The organism is Lachnospira pectinoschiza (assembly GCF_900103815.1).
In the GTDB taxonomy this organism is placed as follows: domain Bacteria; phylum Bacillota; class Clostridia; order Lachnospirales; family Lachnospiraceae; genus Lachnospira; species Lachnospira pectinoschiza_B.
Genome location: NZ_FNHZ01000001.1, coordinates 287,781 through 307,307 on the forward strand (window position 1 = coordinate 287,781; position 19,527 = coordinate 307,307).

A 19,527-nucleotide genomic window follows, 5' to 3' on the forward strand; every position below is an offset into this window, starting at 1 on the left:
GAGGTGTTTTAATGAAAATATATTTAGCTAAGGCCGATACAATCGCAGATTACAGCGACATGGCCTATGCAAAACTTACAAACTATCGAAAGAAAAAAACAGACAAATTACACGTAGAACTAGCAAGACTAACAAGCATAACTGCAGGGCTCTTGCTAAATTATGCCACTAAAGATTATTTGAATGCAGGAAGTGATGAGACTGCTGCAGGCTTGGGGGCTATCTCTCAGGCAAATACAGCCTTCCTTGAATCTTCAATAACTGAGATTTCTTCAGATGAATTGTTTGATGCTTATGATCCAGCTTATGATTTTGAAATCGAAGAGCTTGGTCAGGGAAAGCCAGTGTTTAAAGAAAGAACAGACCTTTACTTTAACATTTCCCACACAGCTAACATTGTAGTTGTGGTTATGGCTGGAAAGCCTATTGGCATCGACATTGATGGCAACAGAAATTTTAGCGACAGAATGATAGATAAATTTTATTCAAAAAAAGAAGCTCAATGGGTTTATGGAAATGAACTTAGAAAGTCAGATAGATTCTTTAATATCTGGACTATGAAGGAAGCTTTTTCAAAGATGCGTGGGGATGGCATTGCAAGAACAATTCTCAATTTAGAATTCTTGCATGACACAGACCAGGTAGAATGTATCTTTAATGGCGAAAAGCAAGACGTGTTAATTGAAGAGCAAGAATATTACGGATATAAAATAGCAGTGATTAGGGAGGCCTAGTCACTGCTTTTTTGTGGCTTGATATTGCGCGGCTGTTTATTTTGGGAAATTTTGGAATTGTAGTGGCGAAATAAATAGGAATTATTAGGATGATTTCGGGGCCAAAATTGGAATAATTGACCTAGGGTGATATTTTTCGCTTCTAGGTACTATGAAAATTAGAAATCAAGAAGCTAAAATTGACCCTATAGACTTAGTTTATATGGATTGGGATTAAATCCCTAATTAAGCAAGTTGGAATAGTAGGAAGTTTTGTGACTTTTTAGGAAGAAATCTAGCTATTAGGTCAACAATTGAAAAATATGCAATTTTTTGAATCTAGCAAACATTGACCTAACGGGAGCTAAAAACAGTCCCTAGGTCAATTTCAACTTGCCAAACAAGAACAAACCGGCTTCATAAAAGTAAAAAAGCAAGTAGGAAGCCCAGAGCATTGACCTAATGGGAAGAAAAAACTATCCTAGGTCAATTTAACCCGGAACGTGAAAACTTCACGACCATTCCAACTTGCTAAAAGAGGTATAAGCGGTAGAGTTAGATTAGTGGGCTTGCATTTTGTGGTGGTGTATTGTAAAACGCAATGACCGTTTTACAATACACCACTTACAGCATCTTACTAATCCAACTCATCAATATGCTTCTTAACTATATCCGCAATGATATCTGCGCATCTTTCTGGTCCAATAACACCAGTATTTAAGCAGATGTCGTAATTGTGGTAGTCACCCATTTCCTGATGAGTATACTGCTTATAATATGTTTCTCTTAAAATGTCGTGTCTTTCACGGGCCTTCTTAGGATTGAGGCCGAAATTTTCTTCAAGCTCACCTGTACGCTTTGTACGAACTTCTTTATCGGCGTATAGGAAAACGTTAAAACATGGAATTCCAGCTTGCTTTAAAACGTAGCCGGCGCAACGACCAACGATGATACAAGGCTTCTTTGAAAGGTTAATAATAACTTCCTTTTGTGCATGGAAGATTCCATCATAAGAACTTGTATAAACCATGGCGTTGTTCATAAGGCTGTTCATAAAACGAGTAGCACGGCTCATAGCCTCGCCTTCTCTTCTAATATCATCTTCAGAATAACCGCTTCTTTTAGCAGTTTCCTTTACGAAATCCTTGTCATAAAAAGGAATGTCTAGAGTGTCAGCTAGGCGCTTTGCAACTGTACGGCCATAGGCTGCGTATTCTCTACTGATAGTGATTACTGGATATTTTAAATTTTCCATAAAACCCCTCCTGGTAAATGTGATTTGATAGTGGCGGCCCTTATGGGCTGCCACTTTTTAAGTACATTTTTAAAATTGATTTCAAATTAAATAATAACTAGTTACTAATTACTTGAAGCTAAATCTCTAGGATTACGCTTGCTATTAATATATAGGTAAACTAGGCCAGCAAGTAATAATAAGAGACCAAATAGATCTGTTACGGTTGCTGGATGAATAAGCATAAGTCCACCTACGGCGATGATTAATCTTACAACTATGTTCATGTCTGTGAAGCAGTAGCCCTCAAGAGCCGCAGCTAAACCAAATACACCAAGCACTGATGTTACACAGATAAATGCGATTGATAACGGATTTGTATCAATAAGAAGCATTGCTGGGTTGTAACAGAACATATATGGTACGATGAAGGCTGCAATGGCAAGCTTTGAGGCCTGGAAGGCGGTCTTCATTGGGTTACTCTTGGCAATTGCTGAACCGGCATAGGCTGCAAGGGCAACTGGTGGAGTAATATCAGCAACAATACCAAAGTAGAATACAAAGAAGTGAGCTGCCATTGTAGGAACGCCCATTCTAACAAGGATTGGAGCTGTTGTAGCAGCCATGATACAGTAGTTAGCTGTTGTTGGAACACCCATACCAAGGATGATACAACAAATCATTGTAAGCACTAATGCGATGATTAAGTGGTTACCAGCAACACCGACAATGGCGTTAATAAGGTCATTTGCAAGACCCGTCATTGTAATAGCACCTGAGATAATTCCGGCTACACCACAAGCGGCACCAACAGTAATTGCGCTCTTACCGCCTTGTTCAAGGGCCTGTAAAATCTTCTTAGGTGTAATTCGATTTTCCTTATCAAATAAACTAACAAAGATAGAGAGGAGAATTGCAAATGTTGCAGCTCTCTGCATTGTCATATAATTTCCTGAAACCCAAACCACAAGCATTACAAGTGGAAGGAGGAGATAAATTTTCTTAATAAGCTTACTCATCTTAGGAAGTTCTTCCTTAGGGATTCCAGTAAGTCTGAGCTTTTTAGCTTCAAGGTGTACTGAAATGAAAATTCCTAGGAAGTAAAGTGCAGCAGGAAGAATAGCTCTTCCAATGATGCTTGAGTAAGGTACGCCAACGAAATCTGCCATAAGGAAAGCGGCAGCACCCATGATAGGAGGCATAATCTGACCACCTGTTGATGAAGCAGCCTCAACAGCCGCAGCAAATTCAGGCTTATAGCCAGTTTCCTTCATCATAGGAATTGTTACAGAACCTGTTGTAACAGTGTTGCCAACAGATGAACCAGAAACCATTCCGCAAAGTGCAGAAGAGATAACGGCTACCTTAGCTGGACCACCGGCAAATCTACCAGCGATACTGTTAGCAAGTTTAATAAAGAACTCTGAGATACCTGTCTTTTCAAGGAAGGCACCAAAGATAATGAATACTACAATGAATTTCGAGCAAACATTAACAGGTGTTGAGAAAATTCCTTCCTTAGTATAAAAGAGGTTTCTAACTAAGTACTTTAAACGTCCCAAAAACTCTGGGTTTGTAAGACCAACTGTAAGGGCATAGATTACAAAGAATCCAGCTACTATTAAGATAGGAATACCAACGCATCGTCTTGTAACCTCCACAAGGGCTGCAATAGCAATGATTCCAATAATAATCTGATACCATTCAAACTTTGTTCCTAAGTTTACGATAGTGTTAGCATTTAAGGCAAAGTACATATATGAGGCAGTGCCTAGTATCATGAAAATGATGTCGTAAACGGGAATGTGATTCGGTGTTTGTTCACCCTTCTTTGCAGGATATATTAAAAATCCCATTAGGATAATTAGCCCCATAAAAGAAGTAAGTCGTATTTCTTCAAGGAAGGTTGCAAAAAGTGTTACATAAATACACCAAAGTGAAAATGCCACAAGCACCAGTGTAATGGCGATTTTTGGCTTTCCTTCCCAAATACGAGTGTTACTTTCTCTGTCGTATTTTTTCATAACAGAGTTTATTGTTTCCTCAGAAACCTCCGGAGTGGAGTTTATCTTATTTAAGTTTTCGCTCAATATTTAATCCTCCCTTTTAGTTTTCATCTGTATTAACTGTGTAACCTTTTTCAGCAAAATACTTTGCAGCTCCTGCATGATAAGGAACAGTAGTAATATCTGTTGCAGACTCTAGAGTAAGTTCCGCACCCTTAGAGTTTTCTAGCTTAATGTCCTCAACGTGGTCAAAGATGGCTGCTGTTAGATTATAGACAGTTTCTTCATCCACATCTGCTGAAACAATTAAAGTTGCCTCAACTGCTACAGTTTGAATATCTTCATCCTGATCTGGATAAGTTCCAGCAGGAATTGTATAAGCCTTGTAATAAGAGTAGTCTGATAGGATCTTCTCCTGTAACTCTTCGTCAATTGAAATTAGGTTAACACCATTAGTTGTTGCAAGTTCTGTAATAGCTGTTGTTGGTGTACCTGATACAATAAAGGCAGCATCAATTCGGCCATCCTTTAAGGCCTCCTTTGAATCTTCAAAGGACTGATACTGTGGCTTGATGTCGTCGATATCAATGCCGGCAGCATTAAGAATATCTATAGCGTTAAAGTAAACGCCTGAACCCGCTTGTCCAATAGAAACTCTCTTACCCTTTAAATCCTCAACACTTGTAATTGAGTCATCCATTGTAATAATCTGAACTGTTTCTGAATAAAGTGAGGCAAGAACTCTGAAATCTGTGGTAGCGCCATCATTTTCAAAAGCTCTAGTTCCCTCCCAAGCATATGTCATAACGTCGGACTGTGTAAAAGCTAATTGGAAGTCCCCGTCGTGAATACTTTGAATATTAACTTTAGATCCTCCAGTTGAAACTGCTACTGCCTTAACATCGGCGTAGTTTTTCATATACTGTGCAATTATTCCACCATAAGAATAGTAAGTACCGGATGTTCCACCTGTACCAAACATCATTCTTTGGGATGATTGTGAGCATCCTGTCATTGTGCCAAGAAATAAGCACATGCAGACAAGGCATGCACATAATTTTTTAAAAGTTCGCATGTCTTTCTCATTTCCTTTCTGTTGTTTGTAGTCTATGTCCTTTTTATACCATATTTTAGGATATAAATAAAGGACAGGGTCGACTTACTACAAATCATTTAATATTTAAAAGCTCGCTGGCTAGTAATATTAAAGGGAAATATAGTAGTCACCATGTCCTTAAAGTTTGTTATATATTAGGCCTTAGCCCTTTGAAAATGTAATTAATATTGTAATTACTTATTCTCCTGATAGTTAACAGCTGCCTCAACAAAGCCCTTGAATAATGGATGTGGTCTGTTTGGACGAGACTTAAGTTCTGGATGAGCCTGTGTTGCAACAAACCATGGGTGAGTTGGGATTTCAACCATTTCTACGATTCTACCGTCTGGTGAGATACCTGAAAGGAGCATACCATTTTCAGATAAAACCTTACGGAAGTCGTTGTTAACTTCATATCTATGTCTGTGACGCTCATGAATTGTTTCTTCGCCATATAACTTATAAGCAAGGGAATCCTTATTTAATACACATGGGTAAGAACCAAGTCTAAGTGTACCACCAATATCATCAATGCCTTCCTGATCTGGCATAAGGTGAATTACTGGATGTGTTGTGTTAGGATCTAATTCCACTGAATGAGCATCTTCGTAACCAAGTACGTCTCTTGCAAATTCAACGATTGATAACTGCATACCAAGGCATAAACCAAGGAATGGAATCTTGTTCTCTCTAGCAAACTTAATTGCTGTAATCTTACCTTCGATACCTCTGTTACCGAAACCACCTGGAACTAAGATACCTGAAACATCGCCGAGAATCTCAGCAACATTATCATTAGTAACAGTTTCAGAATCTACCCACTTAATATCAACTTCAGCAAGGTTTGTGATACCACCGTGCTTAAGGGCTTCAACAACTGAAATGTAAGCATCGTGAAGGGAAATATATTTACCAACTAATGCAACCTTAACCTTCTTTGTTGGATGCTTTGCGTTATAGCACATCTGCTTCCATTCTGTAAGATCTGGTTCAGGACATGGGAGATTTAAACATTCACAAGCAACTTCTGCTAAATGCTCATCTTCCATAGCAAGTGGAGCATCATAGAGAATATCTACATCTAAGTTCTGTAAAACGTGTGACTTAGGTACGTTACAGAATAATGCAATCTTGTCCTTAAGACCTGGTTCAAGTGGATGCTCAGTTCTACAAACTAAGATATCTGGCATGATTCCCATACCCTGTAACTCCTTAACTGATGCCTGAGTTGGCTTTGTCTTCATTTCACCTGAAGCCTTAAGATAAGGAATAAGTGTTACGTGGATAAGAATTGCATTCTCCTTACCAACTTCGTGCTGGAACTGTCTGATAGCCTCAAGGAATGGCTGAGATTCGATATCACCAACAGTACCACCGACTTCGATAATTGCAATCTTTGTTTCATCGCTTGAGTAGTCTCTAAAGAAACGGCTCTTAATTTCATTAGTGATATGAGGAATTACCTGTACTGTACCTCCACCAAAATCACCACGACGTTCCTTTTGAAGTACAGACCAGTAAACCTTACCTGTTGTAACGTTAGAGTTCTTTGTTAAACTCTCATCTATAAATCTTTCATAATGACCAAGGTCAAGGTCAGTTTCAGCTCCATCGTCAGTAACGAAAACCTCTCCATGCTGTATAGGATTCATAGTTCCTGGATCAATATTAATATAAGGATCGAACTTCTGCATAGTTACCTTATAACCACGCGCTTTAAGAAGTCTTCCTAAAGAAGCGGCTGTTATACCTTTTCCTAATCCGGAAACAACACCACCTGTTACAAATACATACTTAACTGCCATTTTAACCTCCGATTCAAAAAACAAAAGTCGCAAGCGTGCCATTAGTACCTTCTTTGGAAAAAATGACACGCTATGCGACTAAATTATAAAAATTAACTTTGGTATTATAACCCTATCAAAGTTTAAATGCCACAAGATTTACTAAAAAATATCAGAAACTAATAATCTTAAGTGAAAACATTTAGAGAGCTAATTATTTTTATTAATGACTTAAGATTATTATTTGAACGCAGTGTAAGCTTTATGCCCCCGCTTAAAGCTTACTAGTGTCAGAAGGGGTTAAAGCCCCTTCTGACAGGTGGCACAAAGTGCCACTGCGTTCATGAGGAAGAAATTACATTTTCAAAAAATATAAATAATTCTAAAAGCTATAAATCCTTTATATAAGTTTAAGAAAATCAATTTGATTTTTATTGATTTATGAAATATCCTTCTTTATAATTAATTATGTTAGCGCGATAAAACTTGTGTTTTAGCAAGCTTTTCGCAATTTGTGAATTTGAATAACAATATTAATATTAAGGAGAATATAAATGGAGAATAATTACGATAACAATCGTGATGACCGCGATGATCGCAATAAGCGTGATAACAACAAAAAGCCCAAGAATACTAGTCTCATAGTGTTTGTAATAATTGCGGCTATTGTTACATTTGTTGCAATAACATTACTTAATTCATTATTTCAGAACGCTACTTATAAGGAAATAACTTATGATCAGTTCCTTGAAATGATAGATGAAGGAAAGGTTGAGTCGGTATCACTAGAGAATGACAGAATTCTCATCTATCCAACAGATGATGCAAAGGAAGAATCAAACTTAACTGGTATGGAATATACTTATTACACAGGTTATGTTGGAGATGATTCTCTTGTTTCATTATTAAAGAGAAAGGATATCGAGTTTACAGGCTATATTCCAGATTCAAATTCAGCTATTGTTGAATTTTTATTAGCTTATGTATTGCCAATCCTTTTAATTTACGTGGTATTTGCCTTCGTATATAGAAGAATTTCTAAGAGCGGTGGCATGGGCATGGGAATGGGCGTTGGAAAGAGTAACGCCAAGGTTTATGTTCAGAAAAAAACTGGAGTTACATTTAAGAATGTAGCTGGTCAGGATGAGGCTAAGGAGTCTTTAACAGAAATCGTAGACTTCCTTCACAACCCTGATAAATACGTTAAGATTGGTGCTAAGTTGCCAAAGGGTGCACTTTTAGTAGGCCCTCCGGGAACTGGTAAGACATTACTTGCTAAGGCTGTTGCTGGTGAGGCTAATGTTCCATTCTTCTCACTTGCAGGTTCGGATTTCGTTGAAATGTTCGTAGGTGTTGGTGCATCTCGAGTACGTGACTTATTTAAGGAAGCAACAAAGCAGGCACCTTGTATCATTTTCATCGATGAGATCGATGCTATTGGTAAGAGTAGAGATTCAAGATACGGAAGCGGTAACGATGAGCGTGAGCAGACACTTAACCAGTTACTTTCAGAGATGGATGGTTTCGATTCCTCAAAGGGTATCTTTATTCTAGCTGCTACTAATAGACCAGAAGTTCTTGATAAGGCCTTACTTAGACCGGGTCGTCTTGATAGAAGAATTACTGTTGATAGACCTGATAAGAAGGGTAGAGTTGAGACTCTTAAGGTTCATTCAAAGGATGTCCTTATGGATGATTCAGTAGATTTCGAAGAGTTAGCACTTGCAACTAGCGGTTTAGTTGGTTCAGATCTTGCTAACATGGTAAATGAAGCTGCTATCGGAGCTGTTAAGGAAGGCCGAAGCGTGGTTACACAGGCTGACTTAATGAAGGCCTTCGATGTGGTAGTTGCTGGTAAGGAAAAGAAGGAAAGAGTCCTTACTAAGAAGGAAAAGAGAGTTGTTGCCTACCATGAAATTGGACATGCAATTATTCGTGCTATTAAGAATAATTCAGATCCAGTTCAGAAGATTACAATCATTCCTCACACTAACGGTTCTCTTGGTTATGTTCTTAACTTCCCAGAGGAAGAGAAGCACTTAGAGACTAAGGAAGAGATGATGACAGACCTTGTTTCATTAGTAGGTGGTCGTGCTGCTGAAGAAATTGTGATTGGTTCAGTAACTAACGGCGCTTCTGATGATATTAAGAAGGCAACTAATCTTGCTAAGGTTATGATTACTCAGTATGGTATGTCAGATAGATTTGGTCTTGTGGCTTTATCAACTGTTGAAGATCAGTACTTAAATGGTCGTTCAAGTATGAACTGTGCTCCAAGTACAGAGGCTGAGGTTGATGAAGAGGTTCGTAAGATGATTATGGCAGCTTACGAAGAGGCTAAGCAGATTATTCGTGATAACAGAGATGTAATGGATGAGTTAGCTCATTACCTCTATGATCATGAAACAATTACAGGTAAGGAATTTATGAGAATCTTTAGAAAGGCTAAAGGTATTCCAGAACCTGTAGATACATCGGATTTTACAACATCTGAGAAGGTTGCAGAGTCTGTAACATTTAATGAAGATGGAACATACTCATCGACAATTAGTGGTCCAAGCGAGACAGAGATCTGGCAGGATGCTAAATCTGATGAAAATGTTAACGAAGAAGTAAAGACAGAAACTAAGGCAGAGGAAACTTCAGAGGAAATTTCAGAGGAAATTTCTAAAGAAACTTCAACAGATGATTCTCATGATGAAACAGCCGAATAAATGTTTTTATTTCGTGGATAAATTTTAATATTTGATTTATAATAGGCTTATGTATTTTTACATAGGCCTATTTCTTTATAATAAGTAGAAAGTCCTATGATTTGATTAATAACACAGTCAGAGAGTAGGCTCTGCCTAGGGTTAAAGCGCTTTGCGAGGATGCGCAAGCAAATATAGATTATTAGACATTAAGAAGGGTTTTATATTTATGGATTTCACACATTTACATGTTCATACTGAATATTCATTACTTGATGGCTCTTGTAAGATAAAAGAATTAGTGGCAAGAGCTAAGGAACTTGGAATGGACAGTTTAGCTATAACAGATCATGGCGTTATGTATGGCGTTATAGATTTTTATAAAGCTTGTAAGGAAGCTGACATTAAACCAGTACTTGGTTGCGAGGTTTATGTAGCACCGGGCTCAAGATTTGATAAGGGTCAGGGAACTAGCGAAGATAAGTACAATCACTTGGTTTTACTTGCAGAAACTAACGAAGGTTATAATAACCTTATGAAGATTGTTTCAAGAGGCTTCACAGAAGGTTTCTATTATAAGCCAAGAGTTGATAAGGAATTACTTAGACAATATAGCAAGGGAATTATTGCACTTTCTGCTTGTCTTGCAGGAGAGATTCCAAAGTATCTTAAAAGAGGAATGTATGATCAGGCTAAGGATGTTGCCCTAGAATATGAAGATATATTTGGCAAGGGAAACTTCTTTTTAGAGCTACAAGATCATGGAATAGCTGAGCAGCAGTTGGTTAATCCACAGTTGCTTCGTATGTCTAAAGAGACAGGTATTGAGCTAGTTTGTACTAATGATACACACTATATTAAGGCAGAAGATGCCGAGGCTCATGACATTTTACTATGTATTCAGACAGGTAAGAAGGTAGCTGATGAGGATAGAATGCGCTATGAAGGCGGTCAGTATTATTTAAAGACTAAGGAAGAGATGGCGGATTTATTCAAATATGCGCCTGAGGCCTTAACTAATACTCACAAGATTGCCATGCGTTGTAACGTAGATATTGAATTTGGCGTAACTAAGTTGCCACATTTTGACGTGCCAGAAGGTTATAGTTCCTGGACATACCTTAATTATCTTTGCTATTCAGGTTTAAAGAAGAGATATCCTGAACAGTGCAAGGATTTATCCGTGGAGGATTTCGTTAAAAAGGCAGAAGAGGAAGCGGTTGAGGATAGAAAGGACGTAGTGATTAAGGTGGCTGAGGATACGAATAACATTTTCCAAAGACTAGCTTATGAGCTTTCTGTCATCTACTCAATGGGTTATGTTGACTACTTCCTTATTGTTTGGGATTACATAAATTACGCTAAAACTCACAATATTCCGGTAGGCCCTGGTAGAGGTTCTGCCGCAGGTAGTATTGTTTCATATTGTATGGGAATCACAGATTTGGACCCAATTCACTATAGCCTTATCTTTGAACGTTTCCTAAACCCAGAGCGAGTTTCCATGCCCGATATAGACGTGGATTTTTGCTACGAGCATAGACAGGACGTTATTGATTATGTAGTTGAAAAGTACGGTAAAGACTGTGTTAGCCAGATTGTAACTTTCGGTACAATGGCTGCCCGTGCGGTTATTAAAGACGTTGGTCGTGTTATGGATTTGCCATATGCCATGGTGGACAATATTGCTAAGATGGTGCCAAGAGAGATTGGTATCACAATCGATAAGGCCATTAAGGGTAACCCTGATTTAAGGCAAATGTATGAGACAGACGCAACGGTAAAAGAACTAATCGACAAATCTAAGAAGTTAGAGGGCTTGCCTCGTCACGCTTCAATGCATGCTGCTGGTGTACTTATTAGTGGAAAGCCAGTTGAGGAGTACGTTCCGCTATCAGTAGGTTCTGATGGAGCAGTGGTTGCCCAGTTTGTAATGACCACTCTTGAAGAGCTTGGACTTTTGAAAATGGACTTCTTAGGCCTTAGAACTTTAACAGTAATTAAGGATGCGGCTGATTTAGTTAGAGAGAAGAATCCAGATTTTGATATAGATAAAATCGATTATAGCGACAAGGGTGTCTTTGAGGCCATTGGAACTGGAAAGTGCGACGGTATTTTCCAGCTTGAATCTGCAGGTATGAAGTCCTTCATGAAGGAATTAAAACCTCAGAATATTGAAGATTTAATTGCGGGAATTTCCCTTTATAGACCAGGTCCTATGGACTTTATCCCTCAGTATATTGAGGGTAAGAATAATCCTGATAAGGTAGTCTATGACTGCCCTCAGCTAGAGGCTATCTTAAAGCCAACTTATGGTTGTATCGTTTATCAGGAACAGGTTATGCAAATTGTTCGAGACCTTGCAGGCTACTCTTGGGGCCGTTCAGATTTAGTACGTCGTGCCATGTCTAAAAAGAAGGCCTACGTAATGGAGCAGGAGCGTAAGAACTTCATCTATGGTAACGAAGAAGAAGGGGTTAAGGGCTGTATTAAGAATGGAATTAGCGAAGAAGTTGCAGGAAAAATCTATGATGAAATGATTGATTTTGCTAAGTATGCCTTTAATAAGTCCCATGCTGCATGTTACGCAGTGGTTTCCTTCCAGACAGCTTACTTAAAGACTTACTATCCTGTTGAATTCATGGCTGCCCTAATGACATCAGTAATTGATAGAACTGATAAGGTTGCAGAGTATATCTATGCTTCACGCCAGATGGGCATCGACATTTTAGCACCAAGTGTTAATAAGTCGGACATGGGCTTTAGCGTTGAAAATGGAGCAATTCGTTTCGGCCTTTCTGCTATTAAGAATCTTGGTCGCCCTACAATTATGGCGATTTTAAGAGATAGACAGGCATCAGGTGAATTTAAGAGCATGCAGGATTTCATTACAAGAATGTGTACAGATCTTAATAAGAGAGCTGTGGAAAATTTCATCAAGGCCGGAGCTTTTGATGAATTTTATGACAATAGAAATTCTATGTTAACAGTTTATGATAAGATGCTTGATTCTGCTACAAAGCAAAGTAAGGACGCTATGTCAGGTCAGATGTCACTTTTTGATATGGTATCTGATGAAGATAAGACAGGTTATGAGATTCCAATGCCTAAGGTGGCAGATTTTAATAAGGAGCTAGCTCTTGAGTTTGAAAAGGAGGTCCTTGGTGTATATGTTAGTGGACATCCTCTTGAAGAATACGAAGGAATGTGGAAAAAGCACATTTCTGCAAGAACTCTTGATTTCGAGATTGATGAGGAAAGCGGAGAAACAAAGGTTACTGATGGTACAAGACAGACTATTGGTGGCATGATTGTTAATAGAAATATCAAGACTACTAAGAATGGTCAGCTAATGGCCTTCCTTACAATTGAGGATTTAGTAGGAACAGTGGAAGTTGTAGTATTCCCAAGAGATTTTGCAAACAATAGAGCAGTTATTGAGAATTCAGACAAAGTCTTTATTACAGGTAAGGTTCAGGCAAATGTAGACGAGAACGGAAAGCTTATTTGTGAAAAGGTAATTAGCTTTGATAGCGTACCAAGAAAGCTCTGGATTCGTTTTGCTGATCTTAATGAATACGAAGGAGTTAAAGATGCTCTCGTTAATAAATTAAGAAATAAGCCTGGAAAAGATTCAGTAATTATCTACTGTAGCGAAGAAAAAAAGAAGCTGAGCCTAGACAATAACCTTAAAATAGGCGTAGATTCTGAACTCATAAAAGACCTTAGAAAACAGTACGGACCTAAGAATGTTGAGACCACTTAAGATTATTAACTTTTGAGAAAAATGTATTAAAATATATACACAAATCTTTGTTAATGTGTTAACATATAAGGGTAATGGACGTGAAATGGTTAGATTTTGTTGATAACTAATAATTATAAAAATTAAATTTTTATAGGGTGTAGCGTTAGTTATAAATAGAGATTGATATTTTTTTAACCATTGGAAAGGGTATTATATGGCAAAGGAAATTAAGACAATTGGTGTATTAACAAGTGGTGGCGATGCTCCAGGAATGAACGCTGCTATTAGAGCGGTTGTAAGAACTGCTATCAACAAGGGACTTAAGGTTAAGGGTATAGAAAAAGGCTATAATGGTCTTATTAATAATGAAATCGTAGATATGGATAAACACAGTGTTTCTGATATTATTCAGAAGGGTGGTACAATCCTCTACACAGCTAGATGTCTAGAATTCATGACAGAAGAAGGTGTTCAGAAGGCGGTTGAGAACTGTAGAAAGGCTGGCATTGATGGCATGGTTGTCATTGGTGGTGACGGTTCTTTTAGAGGTGCTCAAAAGCTTGCAGCACATGGAATTAACACAATCGGTGTTCCAGGTACAATCGATCTTGATATTGCATGTACAGAATATACAATTGGTTTCGATACAGCTGTTAACACAGCTATGGAAGCTATCGATAAGATTCGTGATACATCTACATCACATGAGCGTTGTTCTATTATCGAAGTTATGGGACGTAACGCAGGTTATATCGCACTTTGGTGTGGTATTGCTAACGGTGCTGAAGATATCTTACTTCCAGAAAGATATGACTGTGATGAGCAGGCTATTATTAACCACATCATCGAAGGTCGTAAGAAGGGTAAGAAGCATCACTTAATTATTAATGCTGAAGGTATCGGTCATTCAACTGGTATGGCAAGAAGAATTGAAGCTGCAACAGGTATTGAAACAAGAGCAACAATCCTTGGTTACATGCAGCGTGGTGGTTCTCCAACATGTAAGGATAGAATGTATGCTTCAATCATGGGTTCATATGCTGTTGATCTTCTTAACGAAGGAAAGTCTAATAGATTAGTAGCTTATAAGAATGGTGCATTTATTGATTATGATATCGATGAAGCATTAGCTATGAAGAAGGACATCAACGAATATGAATTTGATGTAAGTAACTTACTTTCAAGATAATTTTAGCTAATAAGAAAAACATATATAATATAGAAGAAACTCTATTAAGATGTTATACTAGACGGTGTCGCAATGCGGCACCGTTTTTTTAAACGCAGTAAAATTTTTCGTATAATTTGCCCCAATTAGGCACAAAAAAGTGGCAAAAAAACTGCGTTTTGCGTAAGAAGTATTAAAAAAATAGGAGGTTCCTATGATTACAAGTACAAGTAATAATCAAGTTAAGCATATTATCAATTTAAATAAGAAGGCAAAGGAGAGAAAATCCTCTAAAGAATTTGTTGTAGAAGGAATTCGAATGGTGAAAGAGGCTCCAAAGGAAAGAATAGTAAAAGTATATGTCTCAGAGAACTATTATAAGGATAATGAAAAGTTAATTTTAGATTTAATAAACGAAGATAAACTAGAAATCGTAGATAATACCGTATTTTGCAAGATGTCAGACACTCAGACACCTCAGGGCATAATGGCAGTAGTAGCTATGGAAAATAAGAGCTTGGAAGATATAGTATCAGTAAAGAATACTAATAAAGATTTAAGTGATGATAAAATTAAAGCACCTCTTCTTATTTGTCTTGAAAATTTACAGGACCCAGGAAATCTTGGAACCATAATTAGAATGGCAGAAGGAGCAGGTGCAACCGGTGTAATAATGAGCTCTAACACAGTGGATGTCTACAATCCAAAGACTATTAGATCCACAATGGGCTCCCTTTATCGTGTGCCTTTCGTTTATGTGGAAGATTTTTACGAAACAATTTCAAAGCTAAAGGATTTAGGTATCAATACCTATGCGGCTCATCTTAAGGGGGAAAATGTTTACACAGGCCCAGATTTTACAAAGCCTACAGCCTTTTTAATTGGCAATGAAGGTAATGGACTTACAGATAAGGCTAGTGCCTTAGCAAGCTCCCTTATAAAGATTCCAATGGAAGGTGAAGTTGAGTCATTAAATGCAGCGATTGCTACAACAATTCTTAGCTATGAAGCATTAAGACAAAGATTATAAAATACCATGAAAAATAATTGGTTAAAAAATAAAATATTAACCAAAAGTATAGCGGTTTTGTGACATTTTTTGGAAACCTTAAAAATTCCAATATGGCGCAAAGCCGCTTTTTTACTGAATTTGTAACATATTTGACAAAATAATGTAATTTTGGTAACATATCCCGTAACAAAATGTAACAATTATGTAACATTTTTGTTGAGGTGTAAAAAACACCGGAAAGGGAAATACTTTATGAGACTTAGAAGTACCAAGGCTGCTTGTTACTTAGGCGCAGTAATGGTTGTTGCTTTAACACCGTTAGTACCTGTAATAGCAGACGCTGGAACTGCCTATGAACAAAAAAGTGCAATTACTGAAACCGTGGTTAAGACCGCATCATATTCAGCTAACACTAGCGAAGAAGTAGAAACTGGATATGAGACAGAGCAGAACTCTTTTTATAACAGAGCTCTTGCTATTACAAGTCCTTACTTAGATGTCTATAGTGAGGCCAATGCAGATTCAGACTTAGTCGGAAGATTATACGAGAACACTGCAGTTGATACAGAAGAAGTATCAGATGGATGGACATTGATCTCATCTGGTAACGTAAAGGGTTATGTTCAGACCCAATATTTATTGTTCGGCGATGAGGCCGAAGCAATAGCATCGGAGCTTGATGAATCGCAGATTCTCACAGCTTACACAGTAGAAGAAGCTGAAGCTAAGGAAGCGCAGGAAGCAGCCGAGGCAGAGGCAGCAAGAAAGGCTGCAGAAGAGGCAGAAGCCGCAAAGAAAGCAGCAGAAGAGGCAGAGGCTGCAAGAAAAGCAGCAATTATAGCGAATACAATTGACGGAACTAGTTTTACTTATAACCCAACAATAACATTATCTGATGATGAAATTTGGATATTGGCATGTATAGTTGATTGGGAAGCAGGAACAGAAAGCTATGAAGGAAAGCTTGCAGTAGCTAACGTAGTTTTAAATAGACTTCGTTCAGGTTACTGGGGCAGCACAATTCAGAGTGTTGTTTATGCAAGATCACAATTTTCAGGAGTTTCTACTGGATCAGGAAGTGCTTCAACAGCATTTTCAAACAGATTATCTACTGGACCTTATTATTCAGACTGTATGACAGCAGCATTAGCAGCTATCTCAGGAACTAATAACATCGGTAGTTATACATCCTTTAGAACAGTATCTAGTGCGAACTTAAGTTCAATCTCGGATTATGTGATTATTGGAAATCACGTTTTTTACTAGATATAACATGGAGCTATGAAGACTAAGGTTTTCATAGCTCTTTTTTTGCATAAATTTATGAATTGGGTTATAATTGTGTAATCTTTATAGGTGTGATTGGATTTGCCTTTAAAGACAAGTAGTAGTAAGTGTAAATTTGATGGAGGATTGGTTTATGAATTTAAAAGGACGCGATTTTTTAACCCTCAAGGATTTTAGTGCGGAGGAGATTTTATATTTAATAGATCTTGCAGCAAAGCTTAAGGACATGAAGAAGAAGGGCATTGTTGACCAGCCACTTCTTGGTAAGAATGTTGCATTGATTTTTGAGAAGACTAGTACTAGAACTCGCTGCTCGTTTGAAGTAGCTGCCCACGATTTAGGGATGGGAACAACTTACCTTGATCCAACAGGCTCTCAGATTGGTAAGAAAGAAAGTATTGCAGATACAGCAAGAGTGCTTTCATCCATGTATGAAGGTATCGAATATAGAGGTTACGGTCAGGAGATAGTTGAGGCTTTAGCTGAATTTTCTGACGTGCCAGTTTGGAATGGTTTAACAAACGAATATCATCCAACACAGATGCTAGCTGATATGTTAACAGTTAAGGAGCAGCTTGGAAGATTAAAGGGTGTTAAATTTGTTTATATGGGTGATGCTCGTTACAATATGGGCAATTCCCTTATGATAGTTTGTGCAAAGCTTGGACTTCACTACGTTGCTTGCACTAACAAGGACTATTTCCCTAATGCCGAGCTTGTGGCACAGTGCGAAGCTTGGGCTAAGGAAAGCGGCGGTTCTGTAACTCTTACAGAGTCAGTAGCTGAGGCAACAAAGGATGCTAACGTTCTCTACACTGATGTTTGGGTTTCAATGGGTGAGCCTGATGAAGTTTGGGAAGAGAGAATCAAGGCCTTAAAGCCATATCAGGTGAATAAGGAGGCCTTTGCAAATGCAGCATCTGACGCAATCTTTATGCATTGTCTTCCAGCCTTCCACGATCTTAAGACTAAGATTGGCAAGGAAATCCATGATAAGTTCGGTCTTGATGAGATGGAAGTTACTGACGAAGTATTTGAGTCAGAAAAGTCAGTGGTATTTGCTGAAGCAGAGAATCGTATGCACACAATCAAAGCTGTTATGGCAGCAACACTTGGTGCTTACGCAGATTAATTGAGTTAGATACATTTTCAAAAATAAAAGAAAAAGACTAGTAACAATAGCCTAAGGAGGAAAGATGCAATTTACAACAACAGGTTCTTATGCAAGAACCAAGCAATTTATTGACTATCTAAATATTATTTTGACAGTAGCGGTATGTGTTATATTTATTGCCATTGTTTTTCTTAGAGGTAGAAGCGGGGTGCTTTTCCCAATTGAGTTTCTTCTAGGGGCTATTGTTAATGGCAGCAATGCAGTAAAGAAATACGTTACTTATGAACCAGTAAAAGGCGGCATACTTACAGGTGTGGCTGTGGTATTATTAATTCTTTGTATTTTGACATGGAGAGCAATAGCTTAATGACTAAGAAGGATGTGCTAAGAGTTTTAAAGGCAGATGATTCATATGTTTCAGGACAGGCACTTTGTGAAAGCCTTGGGGTTTCTAGAACTGCAGTGTGGAAGCAGATGAATCAGCTAAAAACTGAAGGATATGATATTGAATCTGTAAGCAATAAGGGTTATCATATTAATTCAGCGCCGGATATTTTAACAGACTATGAGATTGAAAGTGAGCCAATGTTTAAGGAGGGCTTTGTAGACGAAGTAGTTTTTTTTGATGAGATTGATTCTACTAACAACGAAGCCAAAAGACAAGGCGATACAATTAGGGATAAGGCTAAATTATTTATTTGCGAAAGTCAGACGGGAGGTCGTGGCAGACGAGGTAGAAACTGGGTTTCACCTAGTGGGTCTGGAATTTGGATGTCGCTTTTATTCAAACCAGACATTACACCTGCAAGTGCTTCAATGCTTACAATCGTAACAGCTATGGCAGTTAAGGCAGCTATTACAGATGTCTTGCCAGAGTCGGATTGTATGATTAAATGGCCGAACGATATTGTTTTAAATGGCAAGAAGATTTGCGGTATTCTAACAGAGATGAGTGCTGAGTTAGAATATATTCACTATGTGGTAATAGGTGTTGGACTTAATGTTAATACTCTTGATTTCCCAGAGGAGTTAAGCGATATAGCAAGTTCAATACTTAAAGAGACTGGCGTCAAGGTTAAGAGAAGTGAATTGGTCGTTGCATTTTCAAAAGAATTCAATTACTTCTACAAAAAGTTTATGAAAGAAAAGGACCTTTCATCTTTGGTGACTGAATATGACGCTATGTTAATAAACAAGGGAAGAGAAGTTGTGACATCTGGCGAGCTTGCTATTAGCGGCACTGCCGTTGGCATAAATTCAATGGGGGAATTAATAATAAAATTAAAGGACGGCGACCTTAAGGTTATTAGAGCCGGAGAGGTGTCGGTAAGAGGTTTATACGGTTATGTTTGATGAGAATATTGTTTTATGTGTTTCAAATTCATATGATAAAAAATATTATTTTAACCCTGAATTTGACAAACTTCCTGACGATGTTAAGGATGATTTAAAGATTATGTGTGTGCTTTTCACTGAAGAGGTCGGTGGAATTTTAAGCATGGAATTTGATGAAGAGGGTAACCTTCTTTTTAAGTCACAAGCTGACGAAGGCGACCTTTTATACGATGATATTGCCTGTGGAATGCTAGTTAACAGAGCTCAAAAGGAGAAGGCTGAGTTATTAGAGTCCCTTGAGATGTTTTACAAGGTGTTCTTCTTAGGTGAGGTTTAA

General features: G+C 37.9%; 14 protein-coding genes. 10 read left to right on the forward strand and 4 right to left on the reverse strand.

Going from position 1 to position 19,527, the window contains the following annotated elements:
• Window positions 1-11: 11 nt before the first annotated feature.
• On the forward strand, window positions 12-734 hold the full coding sequence (locus BLQ66_RS01215) for a 4'-phosphopantetheinyl transferase family protein (protein ID WP_074520548.1): 723 nt from the start codon (window positions 12-14) through the stop codon (window positions 732-734).
• 616 nt (window positions 735-1,350) lie between these two features.
• Here BLQ66_RS01215 and BLQ66_RS01220 read toward each other — a convergent pair.
• From BLQ66_RS01220 to BLQ66_RS01235, 4 genes are all read right to left on the reverse strand, one after another.
• The gene (locus tag BLQ66_RS01220; protein WP_027431742.1) at window positions 1,351-1,968 is read right to left on the reverse strand and encodes a cytidylate kinase-like family protein; all 618 of its coding nucleotides are present in this window, start codon (window positions 1,966-1,968) and stop codon (window positions 1,351-1,353) included.
• Window positions 1,969-2,072: 104 nt separating this feature from the next.
• The gene (locus tag BLQ66_RS01225; protein WP_074520549.1) at window positions 2,073-4,037 is read right to left on the reverse strand and encodes a TRAP transporter permease; all 1,965 of its coding nucleotides are present in this window, start codon (window positions 4,035-4,037) and stop codon (window positions 2,073-2,075) included.
• Window positions 4,038-4,053: 16 nt separating this feature from the next.
• Entirely contained in the window at window positions 4,054-5,028 is a 975-nt protein-coding gene (locus tag BLQ66_RS01230; RefSeq protein ID WP_074520550.1) for a TAXI family TRAP transporter solute-binding subunit, read from the reverse strand.
• A 215-nt stretch (window positions 5,029-5,243) separates the two neighbouring features.
• Complete coding sequence (locus BLQ66_RS01235) at window positions 5,244-6,854, reverse strand: CTP synthase (RefSeq protein WP_074520551.1); 1,611 nt, start codon at window positions 6,852-6,854, stop codon at window positions 5,244-5,246.
• 533 nt (window positions 6,855-7,387) lie between these two features.
• Here BLQ66_RS01235 and ftsH point away from each other — a divergent pair.
• The 9 genes from ftsH (at window position 7,388) to BLQ66_RS01280 (ending at window position 19,527) form a co-directional block, all read left to right on the forward strand.
• Window positions 7,388-9,547 carry an ATP-dependent zinc metalloprotease FtsH gene (gene ftsH / locus BLQ66_RS01240; RefSeq protein WP_083330217.1) on the forward strand — a complete coding sequence of 720 codons (2,160 nt, stop codon included), beginning with the start codon at window positions 7,388-7,390 and terminating at the stop codon, window positions 9,545-9,547.
• A gap of 208 nt (window positions 9,548-9,755) precedes the next feature.
• A complete protein-coding gene (locus tag BLQ66_RS01245) occupies window positions 9,756-13,292 on the forward strand; it encodes a DNA polymerase III subunit alpha (RefSeq protein WP_074520552.1) in 3,537 nt (1,178 codons plus the stop codon).
• A gap of 196 nt (window positions 13,293-13,488) precedes the next feature.
• Window positions 13,489-14,463, forward strand: coding sequence for a 6-phosphofructokinase (gene pfkA / locus BLQ66_RS01250; RefSeq protein WP_027431747.1), 975 nt, complete (start codon window positions 13,489-13,491; stop codon window positions 14,461-14,463).
• 193 nt (window positions 14,464-14,656) lie between these two features.
• Entirely contained in the window at window positions 14,657-15,472 is an 816-nt protein-coding gene (locus BLQ66_RS01255; protein ID WP_074520553.1) for a TrmH family RNA methyltransferase, read from the forward strand.
• Window positions 15,473-15,706: 234 nt separating this feature from the next.
• Complete coding sequence (locus BLQ66_RS01260) at window positions 15,707-16,720, forward strand: cell wall hydrolase (protein WP_074520554.1); 1,014 nt, start codon at window positions 15,707-15,709, stop codon at window positions 16,718-16,720.
• A 154-nt stretch (window positions 16,721-16,874) separates the two neighbouring features.
• The gene (gene argF, locus BLQ66_RS01265) at window positions 16,875-17,873 is read left to right on the forward strand and encodes an ornithine carbamoyltransferase (RefSeq protein WP_074520555.1); all 999 of its coding nucleotides are present in this window, start codon (window positions 16,875-16,877) and stop codon (window positions 17,871-17,873) included.
• Window positions 17,874-17,937: 64 nt separating this feature from the next.
• On the forward strand, window positions 17,938-18,222 hold the full coding sequence (locus tag BLQ66_RS01270; protein WP_027431751.1) for a DUF6637 family protein: 285 nt from the start codon (window positions 17,938-17,940) through the stop codon (window positions 18,220-18,222).
• Window positions 18,222-19,208, forward strand: a complete 987-nt coding sequence (locus BLQ66_RS01275; protein WP_074520556.1) for a biotin--[acetyl-CoA-carboxylase] ligase — start codon at window positions 18,222-18,224, stop codon at window positions 19,206-19,208. The genes BLQ66_RS01270 and BLQ66_RS01275 overlap by 1 nt, the downstream gene beginning before the upstream one ends.
• A complete protein-coding gene (locus BLQ66_RS01280; RefSeq protein ID WP_027431753.1) occupies window positions 19,201-19,527 on the forward strand; it encodes a DUF6145 family protein in 327 nt (108 codons plus the stop codon). Before BLQ66_RS01275 ends, BLQ66_RS01280 begins: the two co-directional genes overlap by 8 nt.

Coding starts and splice junctions, on each gene's coding strand:
- BLQ66_RS01215 (WP_074520548.1), top strand. CDS start 12: ATGAAAATATATTTAGCTAAGGCCGATACAATCGCAGATTACAGCGAC.
- BLQ66_RS01220 (WP_027431742.1), bottom strand. CDS start 1,968: ATGGAAAATTTAAAATATCCAGTAATCACTATCAGTAGAGAATACGCA.
- BLQ66_RS01230 (WP_074520550.1), bottom strand. CDS start 5,028: ATGCGAACTTTTAAAAAATTATGTGCATGCCTTGTCTGCATGTGCTTA.
- BLQ66_RS01235 (WP_074520551.1), bottom strand. CDS start 6,854: ATGGCAGTTAAGTATGTATTTGTAACAGGTGGTGTTGTTTCCGGATTA.
- ftsH (WP_083330217.1), top strand. CDS start 7,388: ATGGAGAATAATTACGATAACAATCGTGATGACCGCGATGATCGCAAT.
- BLQ66_RS01245 (WP_074520552.1), top strand. CDS start 9,756: ATGGATTTCACACATTTACATGTTCATACTGAATATTCATTACTTGAT.
- pfkA (WP_027431747.1), top strand. CDS start 13,489: ATGGCAAAGGAAATTAAGACAATTGGTGTATTAACAAGTGGTGGCGAT.
- BLQ66_RS01255 (WP_074520553.1), top strand. CDS start 14,657: ATGATTACAAGTACAAGTAATAATCAAGTTAAGCATATTATCAATTTA.
- BLQ66_RS01260 (WP_074520554.1), top strand. CDS start 15,707: ATGAGACTTAGAAGTACCAAGGCTGCTTGTTACTTAGGCGCAGTAATG.
- argF (WP_074520555.1), top strand. CDS start 16,875: ATGAATTTAAAAGGACGCGATTTTTTAACCCTCAAGGATTTTAGTGCG.
- BLQ66_RS01270 (WP_027431751.1), top strand. CDS start 17,938: ATGCAATTTACAACAACAGGTTCTTATGCAAGAACCAAGCAATTTATT.
- BLQ66_RS01275 (WP_074520556.1), top strand. CDS start 18,222: ATGACTAAGAAGGATGTGCTAAGAGTTTTAAAGGCAGATGATTCATAT.
- BLQ66_RS01280 (WP_027431753.1), top strand. CDS start 19,201: ATGTTTGATGAGAATATTGTTTTATGTGTTTCAAATTCATATGATAAA.